The 19,097-nt window shown below is 60.3% G+C and carries 15 protein-coding genes; all 15 read left to right on the top strand.

Annotated features, from left to right (window positions below; genetic code table 11):
* Position 1 precedes the first annotated feature (1 nt).
* The 15 genes from ACFONC_RS01325 to ACFONC_RS01395 all read left to right on the top strand — a co-directional run bounded on the left by ACFONC_RS01325 (position 2) and on the right by ACFONC_RS01395 (position 18,643).
* A complete protein-coding gene (locus ACFONC_RS01325; RefSeq protein ID WP_386741752.1) occupies positions 2–2,854 on the top strand; it encodes a glycosyltransferase in 2,853 nt (950 codons plus the stop codon).
* 60 nt (positions 2,855–2,914) lie between these two features.
* Positions 2,915–4,468, top strand: a complete 1,554-nt coding sequence (locus tag ACFONC_RS01330; RefSeq protein WP_386741753.1) for a hypothetical protein — start codon at positions 2,915–2,917, stop codon at positions 4,466–4,468.
* Positions 4,469–4,517: 49 nt separating this feature from the next.
* A complete protein-coding gene (locus ACFONC_RS01335; protein WP_386741754.1) occupies positions 4,518–6,005 on the top strand; it encodes a hypothetical protein in 1,488 nt (495 codons plus the stop codon).
* Complete coding sequence (locus ACFONC_RS01340) at positions 6,002–6,685, top strand: 6-hydroxymethylpterin diphosphokinase MptE-like protein (protein WP_386741755.1); 684 nt, start codon at positions 6,002–6,004, stop codon at positions 6,683–6,685. Before ACFONC_RS01335 ends, ACFONC_RS01340 begins: the two co-directional genes overlap by 4 nt.
* Entirely contained in the window at positions 6,682–7,470 is a 789-nt protein-coding gene (locus ACFONC_RS01345; protein WP_386741756.1) for an MBL fold metallo-hydrolase, read from the top strand. Before ACFONC_RS01340 ends, ACFONC_RS01345 begins: the two co-directional genes overlap by 4 nt.
* Positions 7,471–7,480: 10 nt before the next feature.
* Complete coding sequence (locus ACFONC_RS01350; RefSeq protein ID WP_386741757.1) at positions 7,481–8,362, top strand: glycosyltransferase; 882 nt, start codon at positions 7,481–7,483, stop codon at positions 8,360–8,362.
* Between the two features lie 8 nt (positions 8,363–8,370).
* A complete protein-coding gene (locus ACFONC_RS01355; RefSeq protein WP_386741758.1) occupies positions 8,371–9,078 on the top strand; it encodes an acylneuraminate cytidylyltransferase family protein in 708 nt (235 codons plus the stop codon).
* On the top strand, positions 9,075–10,007 hold the full coding sequence (locus tag ACFONC_RS01360) for a phosphoglycerate dehydrogenase (protein WP_386741760.1): 933 nt from the start codon (positions 9,075–9,077) through the stop codon (positions 10,005–10,007). The genes ACFONC_RS01355 and ACFONC_RS01360 overlap by 4 nt, the downstream gene beginning before the upstream one ends.
* The gene (locus ACFONC_RS01365; protein WP_386741761.1) at positions 10,004–10,747 is read left to right on the top strand and encodes an SDR family NAD(P)-dependent oxidoreductase; all 744 of its coding nucleotides are present in this window, start codon (positions 10,004–10,006) and stop codon (positions 10,745–10,747) included. The genes ACFONC_RS01360 and ACFONC_RS01365 overlap by 4 nt, the downstream gene beginning before the upstream one ends.
* Before the next feature lie 30 nt (positions 10,748–10,777).
* On the top strand, positions 10,778–11,497 hold the full coding sequence (locus ACFONC_RS01370) for a 6-hydroxymethylpterin diphosphokinase MptE-like protein (RefSeq protein WP_386741763.1): 720 nt from the start codon (positions 10,778–10,780) through the stop codon (positions 11,495–11,497).
* Positions 11,498–11,510: 13 nt separating this feature from the next.
* On the top strand, positions 11,511–14,486 hold the full coding sequence (locus tag ACFONC_RS01375; protein WP_386741765.1) for a hypothetical protein: 2,976 nt from the start codon (positions 11,511–11,513) through the stop codon (positions 14,484–14,486).
* A gap of 70 nt (positions 14,487–14,556) precedes the next feature.
* A complete protein-coding gene (locus ACFONC_RS01380) occupies positions 14,557–15,228 on the top strand; it encodes a class I SAM-dependent methyltransferase (protein WP_386741766.1) in 672 nt (223 codons plus the stop codon).
* Between the two features lie 104 nt (positions 15,229–15,332).
* Positions 15,333–16,352 (top strand): UDP-glucose 4-epimerase GalE, encoded by a 1,020-nt coding sequence (gene galE / locus ACFONC_RS01385; RefSeq protein WP_386741768.1) that lies wholly within the window; start codon positions 15,333–15,335, stop codon positions 16,350–16,352.
* Positions 16,353–16,549: 197 nt separating this feature from the next.
* On the top strand, positions 16,550–17,083 hold the full coding sequence (locus tag ACFONC_RS01390) for a hypothetical protein (RefSeq protein WP_386741769.1): 534 nt from the start codon (positions 16,550–16,552) through the stop codon (positions 17,081–17,083).
* A gap of 195 nt (positions 17,084–17,278) precedes the next feature.
* On the top strand, positions 17,279–18,643 hold the full coding sequence (locus tag ACFONC_RS01395) for a hypothetical protein (protein WP_386741770.1): 1,365 nt from the start codon (positions 17,279–17,281) through the stop codon (positions 18,641–18,643).
* The last annotated feature ends 454 nt before the right edge of the window (positions 18,644–19,097 follow it).

A 19,097-nucleotide genomic window follows, 5' to 3' on the forward strand; every position in this document is an offset into this window, starting at 1 on the left:
GATGGGCCCGCGACAGGACATCAAGGCCGTACTCGCGTCGGGACTGTTCGATGTGCAGTGGTACCGGCAGCGTCACCCCGGAGTGCCGGCGGCACCGTCGGCGGCCGCCGGCCATTTTCTCGAACATGCGTTGGATCCGGGACATGATCCCGGGCCCGGTTTCAGCATGCGGCGTTACCTGGACGCGAATCCGGATGTTGCGGCCGCTGGCATGAATCCGTTGCTGCACTACCTGCGCCATGGTCGCGAAGAAGGCCGGCAGCGCACTCCTGTCGAGGAGGGGCGCATAGTCGAGGAGCCGGATTTGCCAGGCGCATCGCAGTACGTGAGTGACCTGGAAGTCTTGCGTCGCTGCCGGTTGTTCGATTCGGATTTCTATCTTGACGGCAATTCCGACGTCCGCGCAGCCGGCGTGGATCCCCTTGTGCATTACGTGCGCCACGGAGCATTCGAAGGGCGGTGGCCGAACCCCTGGTTCGATGGCCGTGGTTATGCGGCCCGCTACCAGGATCGCGCGGACGCCATGAATCCATTGGCGCACTACGCCATTCAAGGTCGCGATGCCCCGTCGTGGACTTCGGACAGGTTCGACGGGGACTTTTACCTTGCTCGCCATGCGGACGCAGGCGAATCTGGCACAACGCCTCTGGAACATTTCCTTGTGCACGGCGTAGACCAGGGGCGAAAAGGAGCGCCCGGGTCTGGCCTGCACGACCGCTTGCCGCGGATCATGGATTGCCGGACCGTGCGCACGACCATCTTGATGGCCGTGCACGACGCCCATGAGCACGTGGTCGCCTGTCTGGACAGTGTGCTGCGCAACACCGAACTCGGCGGCGCCGACAGCCTGCTCGTGATCGACGATGCCAGCACCGGGCCGGACATCGGCTCGCTGCTCGAATCATTGACCGGGATGCCCGGAGTGCGCGTTGTCCGCAACGCGGAGAACATGGGCTACACGCGGACGATCAACCTCGGTTGCGGGATTGCAGCCTCCGAGGACGTTGTACTGCTCAATAGCGACACTGTCGTCGGACCACACTGGCTGCGCAACCTGAAGACCAGCGCTTATGCAGGCGAGCGGACGGGTACGGTCACGGCAGTCTCCGACAACGCGGGTGCGTTCTCAGTTCCATGGTCGGGCGAGAGCAGGGTTCCCGGATCTATTGGCGTCGACGATTGGGCGAGGGCAGTGGCTGATGTTGGTGCGCCGGCGTTCGAGGTTCCAACCGGCAACGGATTCTGTATGTACATTCGACGCGCCATGCTGGAGGACGTCGGTTTGTTCGACGAGCAGGCATTTCCGGTCGGTTATGGCGAAGAGAACGACCTCTGCATGCGGGCGGTCGAAGCCGGGTGGCACCACATGGTGGATCCAGCCGTCTTTGTCCAGCATGCGCGCTCGGCCTCCTTCGGCTCGCGACGCGAGGAACTGGCCAGGGCCGGGGCAGAGCAGCTCGAGTCCAGGCACCCTACGTATCCGGCAGCCGCCGGTGCGATACCGCAACTACCAGAATTCGTCCTGGCGCGATATCGAATCGCGCGAAGGTTTCGCGCGATAGAGGGTGGAGAATCGCCGCCAAAGCCGCGGATACTCTTCGTGATCTCGACCAGAATCGGAGGAGTTCCGCAGACCAATGCAGATCTCATGCGCGGCCTTGAAAGCTTCTACGACAGTCTGGCGCTGCGTTGCGACCGTCGGGAGGTAGAGGTACTGCGGCTTGGCCCGGAAGGGTACGAAACGCTGGATCGCTATCTGCTGCACGCACCGATCGACTTCGCCACGCACGTGAGTGGTGAATACGAGGCGATCGTGCGGGCGCTATTGGTACGCCATTCCATCGACCTCGTGCACGTCCGCCATCTCGCGTGGCACAGCCTCAACCTGCCGGACGTCGCCCGCGGTCTCGGCATCCCGGTGGTGCATTCGTTCCACGACTACTACACCGTCTGCCCGACCGTGAACCTGATTGACCGCAAGGGACGCTACCACCCGCGTGGCGTGGCCGACGACGCGGAAAATGCATTGTGGCCGGATGATTTGCTGGCGCCAGCAATGACGCCAGCGCTGCTCGCGCATTGGCAGCGGCGCACGCAGCGGGCGCTGGCTCCATGCGATGCCTTCGTGGCCAGTTCGGCCAGCGCCAGGCGCCTGTTGATGGATGCCCTTCCAACACTGGCGGAGCGCAAGGAAGATTTCCACATCGTTCCGCATGGTCGCGACTTCAACCGTTTCGCCTCCTGCGCCGATATGGCGGACGTACCTCCGGATGGGGCGCTGCGCGTGCTGTTGCCGGGCAATATCGGGCTGCACAAAGGTGCAGGGCTCTTGGTCGCGATCAGCCAGCTTGAGCCTCGCGATGCGCTGCAGCTCCACCTGGTCGGTACTGCCGGGGAGGAACTCACGGAGCGCGTGATCGACCATGGCGTGTATCGCCGTGAACAGTTCGTCGAACGGGTCGAGGCCGTCCGGCCACACCTTGCCGCATTGCTCTCGATTGCACCAGAGACCTGGTGCCACACGCTGACCGAATGCTGGGCTGCCGGCATCCCTGTGCTCGCAATCGACCGTGGCGCCGTTGCGGACCGGATACGCGAGCACGGCGGTGGCTGGCTGGTTGAAGACGATCCCGCCTCGATCCATGCAATGCTGCTCAGGCTACGGGCTGATCCAGCCGAACGCCGGGCAAAAGCTGCCGAGGCCCGGCAGTGGCAGCAAGGCGAGGGCCATGATAACAACGTCGCTGCCATGGCCCGGCGCTACAGGCAGATCTATCAGGTCGTGCTTCAGCGTCATCGCGCCATCTTGCCGGCGGGCTGGCATGGACGGGCTTCGTCGGCGAAACTTGCCTGATTCAGTGGATTCCGGACGTCACATGACCCTGTGCTTTTCCGAGTTCGAACAATGAGGCCATTGATCCAGCAACTGGTGGATCGGGGAGGCTGCGAACAGGCGACGGTGTTGATCGTGGGCGCGGGTAGCGGCGTGGACCTGCCACTGCTGCGCCGCCTTGGCCCGCGTCGGTTGGTCCTCGCAGAGGCGCACCCTGAGCAGGCCGAGGCGCTGTCCGGGCGGGTCGACCCGGCGCGCGGCGAGGAGGTCTGGCCCTTGGCGATCAGCGCCGAGCCACTCGAGCAGGCAAGCCTGCACGTCGTCAACAATCTGGCCTTCAGCAGCCTGAAGGCGCCCACCGGTCTTCTTGAATACTTTCCAAACCTGCGCGAGGTCCGGCAGGACGCCGTGCCGACTCGCTCGCTTGCCGCCGCAATCGAAACCCTCGCGCTGGACGCTGGCGCTGAGCATCTGCTGGTCCTTGATGCGCCAGGGCAGGCATTCGAGTTGTTGGGCGCGACTCCACCGCAGGCCCTGCGGGCCTTTGCCACGGTGATCGTGCGTTGCAGCCTCGAGCCGCTGTACGAAGGCGACGAGGCGGTCGAGGAGGTGCTGGCAACGCTGCGAAAGATCGGGTTCGATCCCGGCAACAGGGATTCAGAGGCAATCTACCCGCAGACCGCCATCGTGTTCGCACGCAGTGAATCGCACGCCGAGAAGCTGCAGTTGGAAGCCCTGCTGGCGCAGGTGAAAGCCGATTGCGATGCACAAATGCAGCTTGCGAGCCGGCATACGAAGGAAATCGAGCACCTGATCGTCGATCGCGACCGCGCTGCAGCGCTGGCGCAGGAACACAAGGCCGATCTGGACCAAGCCAGCCGGCTGGCCGCCGAACGCGGTGCGGAACTCGAGAAAGCCACCCAGCTGGCCGCCGAGCGGCAGAAGCTGGTGGCGAGCCGTGATGAGCAGGTGCAGAAGCTGGTCGAGGAGCGCGATGCGCAGGCCAAGTTGGCTGCCGAGCGTGGTGCGGAACTCGAGAAAGCCACCCAGCTGGCCGCCGAGCGGCAGAAGCTGGTAGCGAGCCGTGATGAGCAGGTGCAGAAGCTGGTCGAGGAGCGCGATGCGCAGGCCAAGCTGGCTGCCGAGCGTGGTGCGGAAGTCGAGAAAGCCGCCCAGCTGGCCGCCGAGCGGCAGAAGCTGGTGGCGAGCCGTGATGAGCAGGTGCAGAAGCTGGTCGAGGAGCGCGATGCGCAGGCCAAGCTGGCTGCCGAGCGTGGTGCGGAACTCGAGAAAGCCACCCAGCTGGCCGCCGAGCGGCAGAAGCTGGTAGCGAGCCGTGATGAGCAGGTGCAGAAGCTGGTCGAGGAGCGCGATGCGCAGGCCAAGTTGGCCGCCGAGCAGGTTCAGAAGCTGATGCAGGAGCGCGACGGGCAGGCCAAGCTCGTGGCGGAGCGGCAGGTGCTCCTCGACAAGGCCAGCAGCCAGAATCAGGAGCGGGGCGCACGTATCATCGAATTGGAGCGGGAGCAGGCCAGGCTCGACCGGCATCAGGCCTGGCTGGACCAGGAGGTCATCAAGGCCGAAGCCCAGGTCGAACTGATCAAGGACATTCTTCTTCGCGACAAGGCCACGTGATCTCGCGGCATGTCCGATGCGTTCATTGACGGCATCCGGGAACCAAGTGATGAAACAGCCGACCACGCCGACCAAGCGAAAAGGGAAAGCGACAGGGCCGAAGTCTTTGAAGGCCGATGCCGTCGATAAAGGATCACTGACACCGTCCGGAGCCCGGGTGATGAAACGGTCAGGGCCACCGGCCAAGCGGAACAGGAAAGCGCCAGTGCGCAAGCCGTCGAAGGCTAATATGGACGCAACCGGGCGCGCACTTCCCGTGGCATCCCGAGGTGGCAGCCAGATGGCTGCTACCTCGATTGCCGACGACGGGACGCTGCTTGATCGCGCCCGCATGCAATGGCAGTTCGGAGATTGGGAGAATCTCGCGGCACTGGACCGGAAGACCCTGGAGGCGCATCCGCAGCGCGCCATGCTGGCCTTGTTGGTCGGTGCCGCGCACCAGCAGATCGATGATCATGCCAACGCCAGATACTTCGTGGCTGCAGCCCGCGAGTGGGGTTGCGACATGCGCACCGTCGCCCGGGTCCTGGTGGCGGGTGCGCACAATACCTTGGGAAGGATTGCCGCTGTCCGTCAGCAGGAAGCGGCCGCGCTGACTCATTTCAGGGCAGCCGTGGACGGTGTCGACGGGGATGAACGGTTGGCATGCCAGGCGCGGTCGATCAGCGAGATCGCGCGTCTGAATCTTGTCGACCAGGCCGTGCGCATGATCAAGATGCAGGAACGCCCGCGGCATGATGCGGCCCCTGTGATCGATTTCGGTGGCGAACAGGATCGGCCGGATCCTTCGCGGGCGGGGCAATTGCGCGATCACTTGCTGGACATGCCCAGTGATCGGCGGCATCAAGCGGAAGCCGCAAGCAGCCGGGCCGTGACGCGAACGTCCGTATCTCGCGGGGCGATCGTCATTGCGGGTATGCGCCATTCAGGTTCCACGGCGCTCTTCAATATCGTGAGGTTGGCCCTAAAGCAATGCGGGGCCGACTTCGTGTCGTTCTATTCGGAAGGCACCCAGAGTGAGCGCCTGCATGATCCGGATTGCCCGCTGCTTCTGATCAAAACTCATGAGTTCCGCGACGACGTCGCATCCCGCGCCAGCATGGTGATCACGACCCGGCGGGACTTAAGGGACACGGTCGCGTCCGCCAAGAGAAGGAAGTTCCCGACCTACGAGCGGCTCAATGGGGCCGTGGAGTATGCCAAGTACAACCGCACGCTCCACGACATCTGGCACCGGTACAGCGACTACGAGTTCGTCTACGAGGCATACATGGCCGCGCCGCTGGCGGAGATGGCGAAATTGTTCCGGTTCATGGGTCTCGACGGCCTTGATGCCGCCGCCGTCCATGCGGAGGTATCCACCTTGCCCGTCGACCAGTACCAGACGAGTTTGCTGAGCGCGACGCACATCACCGACCCGGAGCGGCTGTTGTCCTTCAAGGACAGCCTCGCCGAGAGCGAAGTGACCAAGATCAACAGGGATCATGCTGCCTGGTTACAACGGTACGGCTATGAGCAGGGGGGCGGTTACGGGTGAATCGTTTCTCGATCCTGCGTGGCCGACATGAGGGGGATCGCTGTGTCCTCGTCGCCAACGGCCCCTCGCTCAACGCGATGGACCTGTCCTTCCTGCGCCGGGAAGTGGTCTTCGGCACCAACAAGATCTACCTCGGGTTCCAGAAGTTCGGCTTCTATCCGAAGTACTACGTTTCGGTGAACCCGAAGGTCCTGCAGCAGTCGACCGCCTACATCAGCGGGCTGAACTGTGTCAAGTTCCTCAGCGACCGTTGCGCGGACTTCATTCCCGAAGACGGGCTCACCTACCACATCAACACCACCAGGGCCCCTGCGCGCTTCTGTCGCGACATCAGCCAAGGGGTCCACGAGGGCTGGACTGTCACTTACGCGGCGCTCCAGGTGGCTCGTTACCTGGGCTTTTCCGAAGTGGTGCTGATTGGCATGGACCACCGCTACGAATACAATGGTGCGCCTAACCAGACGCAGCGGCTGGACGGGCCAGACCCCAACCACTTCAGTCCCGACTACTTCGGGAATGGCCAGCACTGGGACAATCCCGACCTGGTGCATTCCGAGGAGTCCTACCGCATTGCCCGCGCCGAGTTCGAGAGCGATGGGCGCAGGATCCTCGACGCCACGGTCGATGGGGCTTGCACCATTTTCGAGAAAGCGGATTACAAGGAAATTTTTGGGCAATGAGTTCGGACCAAGCATCGTCCCCCAGCATTCCGGTACGCCTGCTCGGGCAGGCCGGCTGTCGCCTTGAGTTTTCCGACTGCACGATCTACGTCGACCCATACCTCTCGAACTCCGTCCAGGAACTCGATGCGCCGGATCTCGTGAGGTTGACGCCCATTCCGCTGCAGCCCGCGCAAGTCGATGATGCCGACTGGGTGCTGATCACGCACGACCACATCGATCACTGCGACCCGCATACGCTTCCTGCACTGGCCAGCGCGTCGCCGGCCGCACGTTTCGTCGGACCGCCGTCGGTGCTTCGCCTGCTGGCGGAATGGGGCATTTCCGCGGCGCGGCTGAAGCCCGCCGTGGAGGATTGGTCCGAACTCACCCCGGGACTTGCCGTCCTGGCCGTGCCGGCAGCCCACCCGGAGATCGAGCGCGATGCCGCTGGCAGGCTTGCATGCGTCGGCTATGTGATCGAACATGCCGGCAGGCGCATCTACCTTGCCGGCGACACCAGCCTCAGGCAGCCGCTGCTCGACGCACTGGCCCGGCTCCGGCCCATCGCCGCTGCGGTGTTACCAGTCAACGAGCGCAACTTCTTCAGGGATCGCCGCGGCATTATCGGCAATATGTCGGTACGTGAAGCCTTCCAGATGGCCGAAGAGCTGGACATCGGGGCCTTGGTACCCGTGCATTGGGACATGTTCGCCGCCAATGCCGTAGGGGCCGGCGAGATCCGTGCGGTCTACGAGCACATGCGCCCGCGTTTCCAGCTGCTCATGCAGCCCGACTTGATTTGATTCCGATCGTATGCTGACAAGTATCGTCATCCGCACCCTGGACGAGGCACGTTATCTGGGGGAACTGCTCGAGGCCATCGGCCAGCAGGAGACGGGGCCATTCCAGGTCGAAGTCGTCGTGATCGACTCAGGTTCCACCGACGGGACCCTGGAGATCGCGGAAAAGCACGGCTGCACGATCACCCATATCACGCGCGAGCAATTCTCGTTCGGTCGTTCGCTCAACATGGGTTGCGAGGTCGCGCAGGGGGCTATCTTGGTGCTGATCAGCGGCCACTGCGTGCCGACCGACCGGCATTGGTTACGGAACCTCTGCCTGCCGATCGCGGATGGCAAAGTCGACTACAGCTATGGCAAGCAGGTCGGCGGGCCGGAAAGCCATTTCAGTGAATGCCGCATCTTCGGCAAGTACTACCCCGACCAGTCGAGCGTCCCCCAGGATGGCTTTTTCTGCAACAACGCCAATTCGGCCATCTCCCGCCAGGCATGGGACCGCTATCGCTTCGACGAAGCAGTGACGGGCTTGGAAGACATGGAGCTGGCCCAGCGGCTCCACCGCGACGGTGGCCGTATCGGCTATGTTGCCGACGCCTGTGTCTACCATTACCACTCCGAGTCGTGGAAGCAGGTCAGGCGTCGTTTCGAGCGCGAGGCGCTGGCACTGCAGAAGATCATGCCGCAGATTCATGTGCGCCGTCGTGACCTGCTTCGTTACATCGTCACCAGTATCTGGCACGACTGGCGCCGAGCGTGGAGCGACAAGGTATTCATGGCCCACGCGTGGGAGATCGTCCAGTACCGCATATGCCAATACACCGGCTCGTTCAAGGGAAATCATGATCATCGCGTCCTCTCCCATGCGGAGAAGGACAAGTACTTCTATCCGAGCTGATAACACCCATGAGCCAAAGCAAACCACGCGTCGTCGCCCTGCTGCCCATGAAGGCCAACAGCGAGCGGGTCAAGGGCAAGAACTTCCGGGAGTTCTGCGGCAAACCGTTGTTCCGCTGGATCCTCGACACGCTAATCGAAGTCGACGAGATCGACCAGGTCGTCATCAATACCGATGCCAGGCACATCCTTGCGGAGAATGGCCTGTCCGAGACTGATCGTATCGTTATCCGCGACCGGAAGCCCGAGATCTGCGGCGACATGGTGTCGATGAATCTGGTTCTGGCGGACGACGTCGAGAATGTCGAATCCGACATCTACCTGATGACCCACACCACCAACCCGTTGGTGAGTGCAGATACTATCCGGGCGGCGCTGGCAGCATTCCACGAGGCGCAGGAAGCTGGTCGCGCCGATTCCCTGTTCACCGTCGACAAGGTGCAGACGCGCTTCTATCGCGCTGACTGCACTCCGGTGAACCATGATCCGGACAACCTGGTGCGCACCCAGGACCTCGAGCCGTGGTTCGAAGAGAACTCGAATCTCTACATCTTCACCCGGGACAGCTTCTCCGCAACCAACGCGCGCATCGGCAGGCGGCCGATGATGCATGAAGGTCCCTCGTTCGAGTCGATCGACATCGATACCCCCCAGGACTGGGATTTCGCGGTGGTCGCGGCGCGCTTCCTCGAGGAAGCGAAGGAAGCCGGTCGATGAAAGTCCTTGTCACCTGTCCCCCGATGCTCGGCATGATCGACGAGTTCATTCCCGCTGCGGCTGCGCGCGGATTCGAACTGGTCCCCGCCAAGGTGACCCAGGTCCTGTCGCAGGACGAACTCGTCGAGTTGCTGCCGCAGTACGACGGCTGGATCATCGGCGACGATCCTGCTACCCGGCGGGTGTTCGAGGCCGGCAAGGCGGGAAGGCTCAAGGCTGCGGTGAAGTGGGGCATCGGCGTCGACAATGTCGATTTCGCGGCCTGCAAGGACCTCGGTATTCCGATCGTCAATACCCCCAACATGTTCGGCGGGGAAGTCGCGGACGTGGCCGTGGGGTACGTGATCGGCCTGGCACGGCAGTTGTTCCTGATCGACCGCGGCATCCGCACGGGCGAATGGCCCAAGCCTGCCGGCATGAGCCTGGCCGGCAAGCACGTGGCGCTGGTTGGGTTCGGTGACATCGGGCGCAGCGCCGCAAAGCGGCTTGCCGCGTTCGACATGCCGATCGTCGCCTACGATCCAGGTAACGATGACACGGGCGGAATCCAAGGGGTCGAGCGCGCGGCATGGCCCGAGCGCATCGAGGAGGCGGATTTCATCGTTTTCACCTGCTCCCTGAATGCCCACAACCGGCATATGCTGGACGCGCAGGTGCTGGCGCAGTCAAAACCGGGCGTGCTGGTCGTCAATGTGGCCCGCGGCCCCCTGATCGACGAGCAGGCGCTGATCTCCGCGTTGCGCGCCGGCCAAGTGTCGGCAGCCGCCCTGGATGTGTTCGAGGAGGAGCCCCTGCCGGCGACATCCCCCTTGCGGGGTATGCCTGCCTGCGTCTTCGGCTCGCACAACGGATCGAATACGAAGGACGCGGTGCGTCGCGCCAGTCGTGAAGCCATGGACAAGTTGTTCGCCTTCCTCAGTACACCATGAAAGCCGTACTGATAACAGGAGCTGCAGGGGGCATCGGCAGTGCCCTGGTCCGCGTATTCTCCGATGCTGGCTACGGGGTCATCGCGACAGACTTGGCAGCCCGCCCTGCTGACCTGCCATGCGAGCACTATTTTGCGTGCGACCTGCGCAGGACGGTCGAAGACGAATCTTTCGCAAGCGAAGTGTTCTCCGGCATGCGAAAGGTCCTGGATGGACGCCCGCTTGCGGCCCTGATCAACAACGCCGCAATCCAGCTTTTGGGTCCGGCGGATACCCTCTCGCGCGAGGATTGGCGGGCGACCCTCGACGTCAACCTGCTTGCGCCATTCCTTTGGGCCCAGGCCTTCCTGCCGGAACTGGAAGCCGCGCGCGGCGTCGTGCTGAACATGAGCAGCATCCATGCTCGCCTCACGAAGCCATCCTTCATTGCCTACGCGACCAGCAAGGCGGCGCTGACCGGCATGACACGCGCGATGGCAGTGGAACTTGGCGCACGCGTGCGGATCAACGCCATTGAGCCTGCGGCCATCGACACCCCCATGCTGCGGGCGGGTTTCGCCGGAAATCCTTCCGGATTCGATCTGCTTAAGAATTTCCACCCTTCTCGATCCATCGGCAGCGCAGAAGGCTTGGCTCGATTGGCTGTTTCTATTGTCCGGTCGGAAGACATTTTTACGAACGGCAGCATCATTCCGTTAGATGGCGGAATCGGCAACCAATTGCACGACCCCGGATGCTAGTGTCGCGGCTCGTTAGTGAAAAGGATTAGCATGAAAAGTGCACAGGGACTCCACAACATACACAAGGGGCGTCGTTGCTTCATTCTCGGGAATGGGCCGTCGCTGAATAAAGTCGATTTCTCGAAACTCCGAGATGAGGTTACTTTCGGAGTCAATTCCTTCTTCTTGATGACGAGGAGCAATGGATTCCACCCGACGTATTTCGTGGTAGAGGACAACCTTGTTTTCAAGGAGAACATGGAGGAGATCGACGCCTATAGCGGAGTCACGAAGATCCTCCCAATCCAATACGCCGAGCAACTGAAATGTAAGGACGATTGCTACGTTTTTGAGATGGAACAGTCGTTCTACAACAAGAATAGTCGGTTCTTTGCAGTCCCGCAGTTCAATGCATCGCCGGAACCCAGGTTCTACTGTGGCCAGTCCGTAACCTACATCAACATGCAGTTGGCGTATTACATGGGCTTCGATCAGGTAGTACTGCTGGGCATGGATTTCTCATACTCCATTCCAGGCGACCATTCGCAAAGTGGTAATCACATCCACTCGCAGGGGGATGACCCGAATCACTTCCACAAGGATTACTTCGGCAAGGGGAAGACATGGAAGGACCCAAGGTTGGGTCGAGTCTTGAGAAGCTACCATCGTGCCAAGTTCGCCTTCGAGTCCGAAGGGAGGTCGATGGTCAATGGGACGGAGGGTGGAAGGCTGGAGCTTTTCGACCGAGTTTCGTTCTCATCTCTGTTCTGATTGGCACGGATTCATGAAGACTGCAATCTATTCGTTGTACCAGGCAAAAGAATTTGTCCGAGCCAGCTTCTTTGTTCGTCAGTGCCTGCCGAGTCTCAGCGAAGCAAGGCAACTACTGATCATGGTCAATGAGGAGGGCATGGATGGGTTCGCGGACAAGTGCCGCCAATTGAGCCCCTTCATCCATGTGCTCGGTGGTGAGGGCAATCTCGGTGTCGCGGGAGGACGGAACGCCTTAATCCGGTACGGTCTCGAATCCGGATTCGATTTTTTCATTTCATGTGACAATGACATTCTGTTCGGAGAAGATTATTTCGCCAAGATTGAGCTCAGTTATGAGCGTCTCCGCAGGGTGGATCCCCGGGTTGGCTTGGTACAACCGGTGTTGCTCGACGGCCGTGGTCTCAAAGGTGCTTTGGGCCTGGCGAATGTGCGGGATTGGCAAGAATTCGGCAACGGCGAATCTTTGGCGCAGAGCGTACTCTGCGAGCCTTGGTCATGGTTTGTCACAGCGCTCGGGTCCGAAAGGGCTGTCAAAACCATCTATCACGCCGGCGTCAACAATGCCTGGGCTGCCCATTTTTCCGGCAGCAGGCCTGAGGACGCATCTCATTTGCCTTGGGACAACGGCCATGAAGCGCGGTATGGCTCGCTCGAGCCAACTCTGCGCTCTTCTCCATTGCTTGCGAAGCTCATGGCGGCAGGGGATCCCGCTCCGGTATTTACAGTCGCCGGTGGCATTACGGCCTTCCACAAAGACGTCATTGCAGAGAGTGGGCAGTACAACGACAAGTTCAATCCGTTCGGCTATGAGGATTCCGAGTTTGGTTTCCGCACCACGCAACTGGGCCTGAACAATTACCTGTTGTGCAGCGTGCTGGCGGTCCATGACCCATTCATGGGAATCAGCAATCGGGACCTGTACTCGCACGCGACGATTGCGCGCCTGCGGGCCATCGAGATTGCCGATCTTCCGGCCAATGATCCCCGACGGGCCTATGCTCTGGGTCAATCGTTGTTCTTTTGCTGGCCGAGCCACAACGCTCAAGTGCGGGATTCCATTGCCAACGGGGAAATTCCCCAAGCCGATGCTGTGGCTTCCGCCGCCAAGTTCTTCGCCAGCTATGTACTCAATTTTCTCTACGGAATGTTCGGGATCCCGGGCGCTGACGGGAGTCCATGTGGGGATCATCTGTTTGATCGCCTACTGCCGGCCGGGTTTTCCGGCTGCGACCTAAAAGACGCGACGCTGGAACTCGGTCGTGGCACGCGATTCCGGGCATTGGACCTGGCGATCAAGGTCACCGAGGGGGCTGAGCGACGCCGCATTCTTTCGGTAGTCGCCATGAACTGCCACTTGGAAGAAGCTGCCGCCGGTTCGGCACTCATCACCAGTCGCTATTTCGATGCTTATTTGGTTCTCGAAGAAAAAGCCGAGCATCAGTTCGAGCTGCGCGTGAACCTGCAAGCCAATGCCGACACGCTTTCCGCAAAGGTCGTAGTAGATTTTGCCGGGCCGATGAGTTCCGGGTTCAGGGCGCCACCCGCGCTGGAGGTGCTTGACTGCACCAGGAACATCTACGATTTTGGATCATTCTCGGTAGAGAATATCTACCCGCCGCCGAGCTTTGATAAGTCGAAAGAATGGTTTCCGGAGCTGGATCGAGCGGCCAGAGGCATCAGATCTAGAGGTGGTGCCTTCTCATGGCTGGTTGATTCGATTGTCGTTTATCTTTCGGGCGCAACGCCATCGGCGTTGTCCCTGGCTGCCACCCCTGTCCAGCCTGCACCGGGCAAAAGTTCTATTCCGGCCGTGAGTTCACCGGCCATCCCCGTGCCACCCCGCAAGAAAAGAGTTCTGGTATTCACCGATAGTCGCGGTCAGCATAAACCAGTTGGTCAAAAGCACCTGATCTTTGGCGAGAGATTGCAGGGCGACGCTCGCCTCGAGGTCGACCTGTTTCTTTGCCCGATGAAATGGACCACGACACTCGACTTCCTCGAGATGTTCGACGACGCGAAGCTTGCATCCTACGATGCAATCGTGTTGTGGACAGGTATCGTCGATTGGTCCCCTCGTCCTGTCAGTAGCGCCATCAACGAGTTGTACAACAACGCAAGCGCAATCAATCTCGAGAACACCGGGCTCAACACGAGTGACTATTCGAGGAAGGTGGTCAACAACAAGAAGGGTGCGTTTGACGGCGTGTTCGGCTCGGAGCATATGAATGCGCATTTCGCATTGCCATTCGAGACGATGTATGCGAACGAGAGAACGATGAATATGTATGGTCTTGAGATGGCCAGGCAATCCCTGATTCCGCGGCTTGCCGGCATCAGGAACCTGATCTTTATCAACGCCAATCGATTCGTTTCTGGGTGGGAAGGGGACTTCAAAAAGGGTCGTCCGACTAACATCGATCTCACGCACGCGTATTCTGATGTTTTCAGTGACGGCCTTGCCAACAGCGCAAAGATCATCGATCTCCGGAAGTGGTCCGATGATCAGGTCAAGCACTATACGTGCGATAACATCCATGTCACGAAGGCTGGGAGCGACTATATCTATAGTGAGGTTATGGCGGCGATTGGGCTGCCAGTTCTGGAGCTCATGGATTCTTGCGTGGACCCGTCTGAGCATCCCGTCAATGCGCCGGCGCCGGCCCCTGCGGCATCGAACAGCCAATTGCTATCGAAGGGGGAGGGAGCGTTTGCGGGCGTTGCCAATCCCGAACGGACCATGACTCAAGGCCGTGATTGCTCGACAAACGAACATGCGATCGCAGAATTCCGGGATGCGAATAGGTTGTACAGGGAGTGGGACTATGCTTCTGCCCTTTCTGCTTATGTTCGGCTTGGGAAGGCGGACCCTCAATTGTGGCTCTATAGGCGGCAGGCAGTTGATGCCTATTTGCGCGCAATGGAATTAGGTCAATCTTGCGAACAAGAAGACATCGTATTCGTCAAAGCGCTGGTTGGGGCCAACTAATCTTGGCCATTACCTACAGGCGATGTAATCTCCGGCCCGTCCAGACGGTGGGTAAGAATCGAGGTGCGTCATGAAAATGCTCACGCGGCACAATGCAGAGTCCATAACGGCGAAGATCGCTGAATTGGGGCCGTTCTACCACAACATCGACCTCCCGTTCGGGATCACCACGGCTCCTGAGCATGGCACCCCAGCCAGAGGAGTGAATTGGGGCAAGCTGTTGACGGCGCTGCCGAACGATCTAAGTGGTAAGACTGTCTTGGATATTGGGTGTAATGCAGGCGCGTTTTCCATTGAGGCCAAGAAGCGGGGGGCTGCTAGAGTAGTGGGATTCGACTACAGCCAAAAGTTTATCGACCAAGCCAAGTTCTGCGCTGAGGTTCTCGATCTTGAGATTGAGTATTCGGTAGCACGTGTCGATGACTTTCTTTCGGCTTCGGAACCATTCGACGTGGTTATTTTTGTCGGAGTTTTGTATCACTTGGAAGATCCAGTCGGAACGGCAAAGCTCATAAGAAAGGTGGCTAGGAGTTTGTGCGTCCTTGAGACTGTTGGTGTGTCGCCGCATCTGCGAGCTGTCACGGAAGGGATAGTGCAGTTCCCAAGGCCTAAGATTACCCACTCGGGTTCGACTTGGATAAACATGGAAGGGTTGCGTTACCTGTTTCAGGAAGTCGCCGGGTTTCGGGGGTTTGAGCCGCTTTTCGATGGGAGCAGGATTGCGGTGAAGCTCACGAAATGATTGATTCGCGAATGACTTGAGGGGCGGGCTGCCTCGAGTCTTGTGGTATGAAATTTGATCTTGATCCGGCGCATGGCCGATCGAGCCGTTGGTTGGGAAATGGCATGAATATCCTGGTCACTGGTGGGGCGGGCTATATCGGTTCGCACACCGTGGTGCAACTACTCGAGCGCGGCGCTACGGTTACCGTGCTGGACAACTTAGCCAACGGCTCGCTGGTGGCAATCCGGCGAGTGGCTGAATTGACCGGCGTGCAGGTCGATTTTATCCATGGAGATATTTGCGATCCGGTTGTTGTCGGTTCTGTTTTCGGTTCCAGAGAGGTGGATGCGGTCGTCCACTTCGCTGGACTGAAGGCGGTGGGCGAATCGGTGGCCGAGCCGTTGAGATACTTCCGGAACAACGTTGCGGGCACGCTGAACTTGCTTGAGGCCATGTCGGCAGCGAGCGTGAAGAAGTTGGTGTTCTCGTCTTCGGCGACGGTATATGGTGTTCCGGATGTCGTACCGATCCAGGAGCCTGCTCGGCGTCTGGCGGTCAATCCATATGGCCGCAGCAAGTTGATGATCGAGGAGATGCTCGAGGACGTGCAAGCTGCCGATCCGCAATGGGGCATTGTCAGCTTGCGCTATTTCAATCCCGTCGGCGCGCATCCTTCCGGGACGATCGGCGAGGACCCCGCGGGCATCCCCAACAACCTCATGCCCTTCATTACCCAGGTTGCCTGCGGCCGCCGCGATCGGCTTTCGGTTTTCGGGGGGGATTATCCGACCATCGATGGCACAGGAGTCCGCGACTATATCCACGTCCAGGACCTGGCGCGCGGACACTTGGCTGCGCTCGACTACTTGGCCGGCCCGGGTACGACGGGCGTCTCAGCCGTGAACCTGGGAACCGGGCGCGGAATATCTGTGCTGGAACTGGTCCGGGCTTTCGAAAAGGCTAACGGCGTAGCCGTTCCCTACGAAATCGTGGATCGCCGGCCGGGCGACGTAGCGACCTGCTTCGCTGATCCTTCGCTGGCGCAGTGCTTGTTCGGCTGGAGCGCTGAGCTGGGCGTGGAGGACATGTGCCGCGACGCGTGGAACTGGCAGTCGCAGAACCCGATGGGCTACGTGGATTGACGTCAATCGGACTCGTGGCAGAACCCATGGATGAGGGGTGTTTGGGAAACCGTTTCGTTCTGCTGTATTCGAAGTTTATGCTGACGCTGTGCCGGAGCCCGAGTCCTGTCCTGCCCCATCGGGGTGTTTGGGTGGGGCGTGGAGCGATAGGTCGCGATACTGAATGTTCCATTATTGATTCTATTGAGGAAAATTGTATGAAAAAGGTGTTTGCACCGTTGCTGCTGGCTCTCATCGCGGCAGGTTGTTCCGGTGGCCGGGAGCCGTCGCCGGAGGCGGATCTCGCTGCGCAGCAAAAAGCAGAGACGACATCGGCCCAGGAGCCGGTGCAGGAACAAGGCGCGGAACAGGAGCTGTACTCGCGTCTCCCGGACCCCTCCCTGCGCTTCGATTTCGGGTTCCAGTTCAAGGCGGACCAAGTCGTGGAGAAGAACGGGGCAAAGCGACGTGGCCTGTCGATCGAGTATTCCGGCGTCCAGGGGGAAGCGCTATGGCAGCGAGTGGACGCAGGATTCACGACAGCTGGGTATGTGCCGCATGGTCCGATATCGCCCCAACCTAATGGCAGTCAGAGCCGCACATACGACCGCGCCGGAACGGAATCGATCACCGTGTCCGTGGCGCCGAGATCGGAAGCGCAGGTCGCGAAGGGCGTCGGCATCATCTGGCTGGGCTGGCCTCTCCCCAAGGATGCGACCGCACCGGTCGCTGCCACTGTATCTGAGGATTGATCCGGTCGCTGACCGCAGCGTTGCCTTGGGCATGGCTGGAGCATCGACGGTGCAAGCGATCGTCGAGCTCGAGTTGTGCGAGGATACGGGCTTGCTGGTCACTGGCTTGCCGGGAACAGACTGAAGCAGGCAGGCAACTCGTACCGTTCCGCGAGCGGAAGCCTGCGGATGTTGTTCATGGTTGTTCGGACTTGCGTGAACATGAAGATCATTTTTTCCGGGCTGCAAAGCGATAGATGGCGTATGGCGGTCTCCGAGGAGCACGAGCGGGGGCGCGCCGTAGCTTGGCTGGAAGCAAAAGAACTTCTTGCCCTTTCAAATCCGGAGGAGGTTCCTTCGGACGCTTGTGTTGTCTGGTTGTTCTGCTCTCCCATCGATGCCGCCATGGCAGTCGGAGTGGACTCGTCCGCCTCGGTCGAGGCGGCGCTCGTATCTTGGCTTGAGCAAAACCGCTCCGCATTGAATCTCAAGCGGCAGTTGGGTCCCCGGCTGTCTTTTGCGAACGGGAGTGTTGTCACCGTCGGCGCGCTTTGCCACATGCTGGAGCACGGAGTGCGGCAGGAAACAGAAGCGGAGCCGGAGAGAGGAAACGACGCGGATTTGCGAGCCGTGCTCCTGCAGCTGCTTGGACAATGCGATGCTCGTTATGCCGAGGTCTACGATGCATTGAACGCGGCTTCACGGTTCGGCGGGAGCGTTGTGTGGAACGCGATCGATTCCATCCCTGGCTGGAATCAGCTGATCGACGTGATCGACGCTGTGCGGCTGGCAGGCCGGGGCATGAGGCTCACTGACAAGGAGGAGGCAGAAGTGCTCCTGTCCCAGTTGCATCTTGCGCAGGAAGAACTGCAGCAGTATGCGCTACATCTGAAAGATGTCGAACGAGAAGGGGCGGCCCGGGTCGATGAGTTGGAGGCTATGGCGCGTGCGGTAGCGACACAACGCGGACAGTTGGAAAGCATTGGGCGGGAGAAGAGACTTCTTCTGGCCCAGTTGCAAAAGGTGCAAACAGAGCTGGAGAATAATTTCTCTTGTCTGCGGGAGGTCGAGCGCGAAAAAGCCGAGAGCGCCAGATCACTGGGAGAGGAGCGGCAGCAGGCCTCGATCTTGCGGCTCCAGCTCGAAGAAGCGGCGGGTGAATTGCAGCACCTTGCTTCGCGCGAGCCCGACTTGTCGCTCGTCGCCACGCGCAAGCTGTTTTCTGTCATTGGGCTGAGGTTTTTGCGCAAATTAGTGCCGGGGCCGATCATGCGTCACCGCGCTGGCATCACGGCTAGGCGAGAGCTGGATCGGACCCTGGTGCAGATACGGAATAGCGGATGGTTCGATGCGAATTGGTATCTCGCATCTTATCGAGATGTCAAGGAAGCAGGTGTGGATCCAGTCGAGCACTACCATGTGCACGGCTGGAGGGAGGGGCGTAATCCCGGACCCGGATTCGACTCCGCCTACTACCTCGATGCGAACCCGGATGTGCAGAGGATCGGGGAGGACCCGTTGCTCCACTTCATCCGCCACGGCGCCAACGAGGGTAGGAAACCGGCGCCCTCATCAGAATAGTTGTACTCTCGTTTGCAGGAGTGACGTGGTTTCTGAATAGGCGCTTGGCTCCGCTCCGCGGCGCGCAGTGGGATGCAACTTTCTGCCGGGGCGTTATGGACGCAGTTCTTGCAGATCCCCGGGTATTCAGGAACTCTTCCTAGTACCCGAATTGAGACGGGCACGAGATCGATGCGATCCCTCCACTTAGTATTGCACCGCGGGATAAGCTTTTGCTTGGTGGGCCTGAGCAGCCCGGAGAGAGGCTGGAGTTTTGATTGTCGACCGTAATGCCCGGGGCGAGTTGCGAAAGGCGTCGAATGACTCTCAGCGTTTGGGAGCGAAGATATGCGTCGAGGACTGCAGATCGAACTGGGCACCCTTTAGCGAGAGGACACCTTCGAATTCTGACGTCGAAAGTGGCGTTGGTCGCGCACCCATGGCGGCGGTTGTTCGCAGTTTGCGATGAGACAAA

This window comes from Luteimonas soli (assembly GCF_042648865.1).
Lineage (GTDB): Bacteria > Pseudomonadota > Gammaproteobacteria > Xanthomonadales > Xanthomonadaceae > Luteimonas > Luteimonas soli.

Excerpts from the sequence above, each read along its gene's own strand:
- ACFONC_RS01350 (WP_386741757.1), top strand. The coding sequence starts at position 7,481 with ATGCTGACAAGTATCGTCATCCGCACCCTGGACGAGGCACGTTATCTG.
- ACFONC_RS01365 (WP_386741761.1), top strand. The coding sequence starts at position 10,004 with ATGAAAGCCGTACTGATAACAGGAGCTGCAGGGGGCATCGGCAGTGCC.
- ACFONC_RS01355 (WP_386741758.1), top strand. The coding sequence starts at position 8,371 with ATGAGCCAAAGCAAACCACGCGTCGTCGCCCTGCTGCCCATGAAGGCC.
- ACFONC_RS01390 (WP_386741769.1), top strand. The coding sequence starts at position 16,550 with ATGAAAAAGGTGTTTGCACCGTTGCTGCTGGCTCTCATCGCGGCAGGT.
- ACFONC_RS01370 (WP_386741763.1), top strand. The coding sequence starts at position 10,778 with ATGAAAAGTGCACAGGGACTCCACAACATACACAAGGGGCGTCGTTGC.
- ACFONC_RS01335 (WP_386741754.1), top strand. The coding sequence starts at position 4,518 with ATGAAACAGCCGACCACGCCGACCAAGCGAAAAGGGAAAGCGACAGGG.
- ACFONC_RS01325 (WP_386741752.1), top strand. The coding sequence starts at position 2 with ATGGGCCCGCGACAGGACATCAAGGCCGTACTCGCGTCGGGACTGTTC.
- ACFONC_RS01375 (WP_386741765.1), top strand. The coding sequence starts at position 11,511 with ATGAAGACTGCAATCTATTCGTTGTACCAGGCAAAAGAATTTGTCCGA.
- ACFONC_RS01360 (WP_386741760.1), top strand. The coding sequence starts at position 9,075 with ATGAAAGTCCTTGTCACCTGTCCCCCGATGCTCGGCATGATCGACGAG.
- ACFONC_RS01380 (WP_386741766.1), top strand. The coding sequence starts at position 14,557 with ATGAAAATGCTCACGCGGCACAATGCAGAGTCCATAACGGCGAAGATC.
- galE (WP_386741768.1), top strand. The coding sequence starts at position 15,333 with ATGAATATCCTGGTCACTGGTGGGGCGGGCTATATCGGTTCGCACACC.
- ACFONC_RS01345 (WP_386741756.1), top strand. The coding sequence starts at position 6,682 with ATGAGTTCGGACCAAGCATCGTCCCCCAGCATTCCGGTACGCCTGCTC.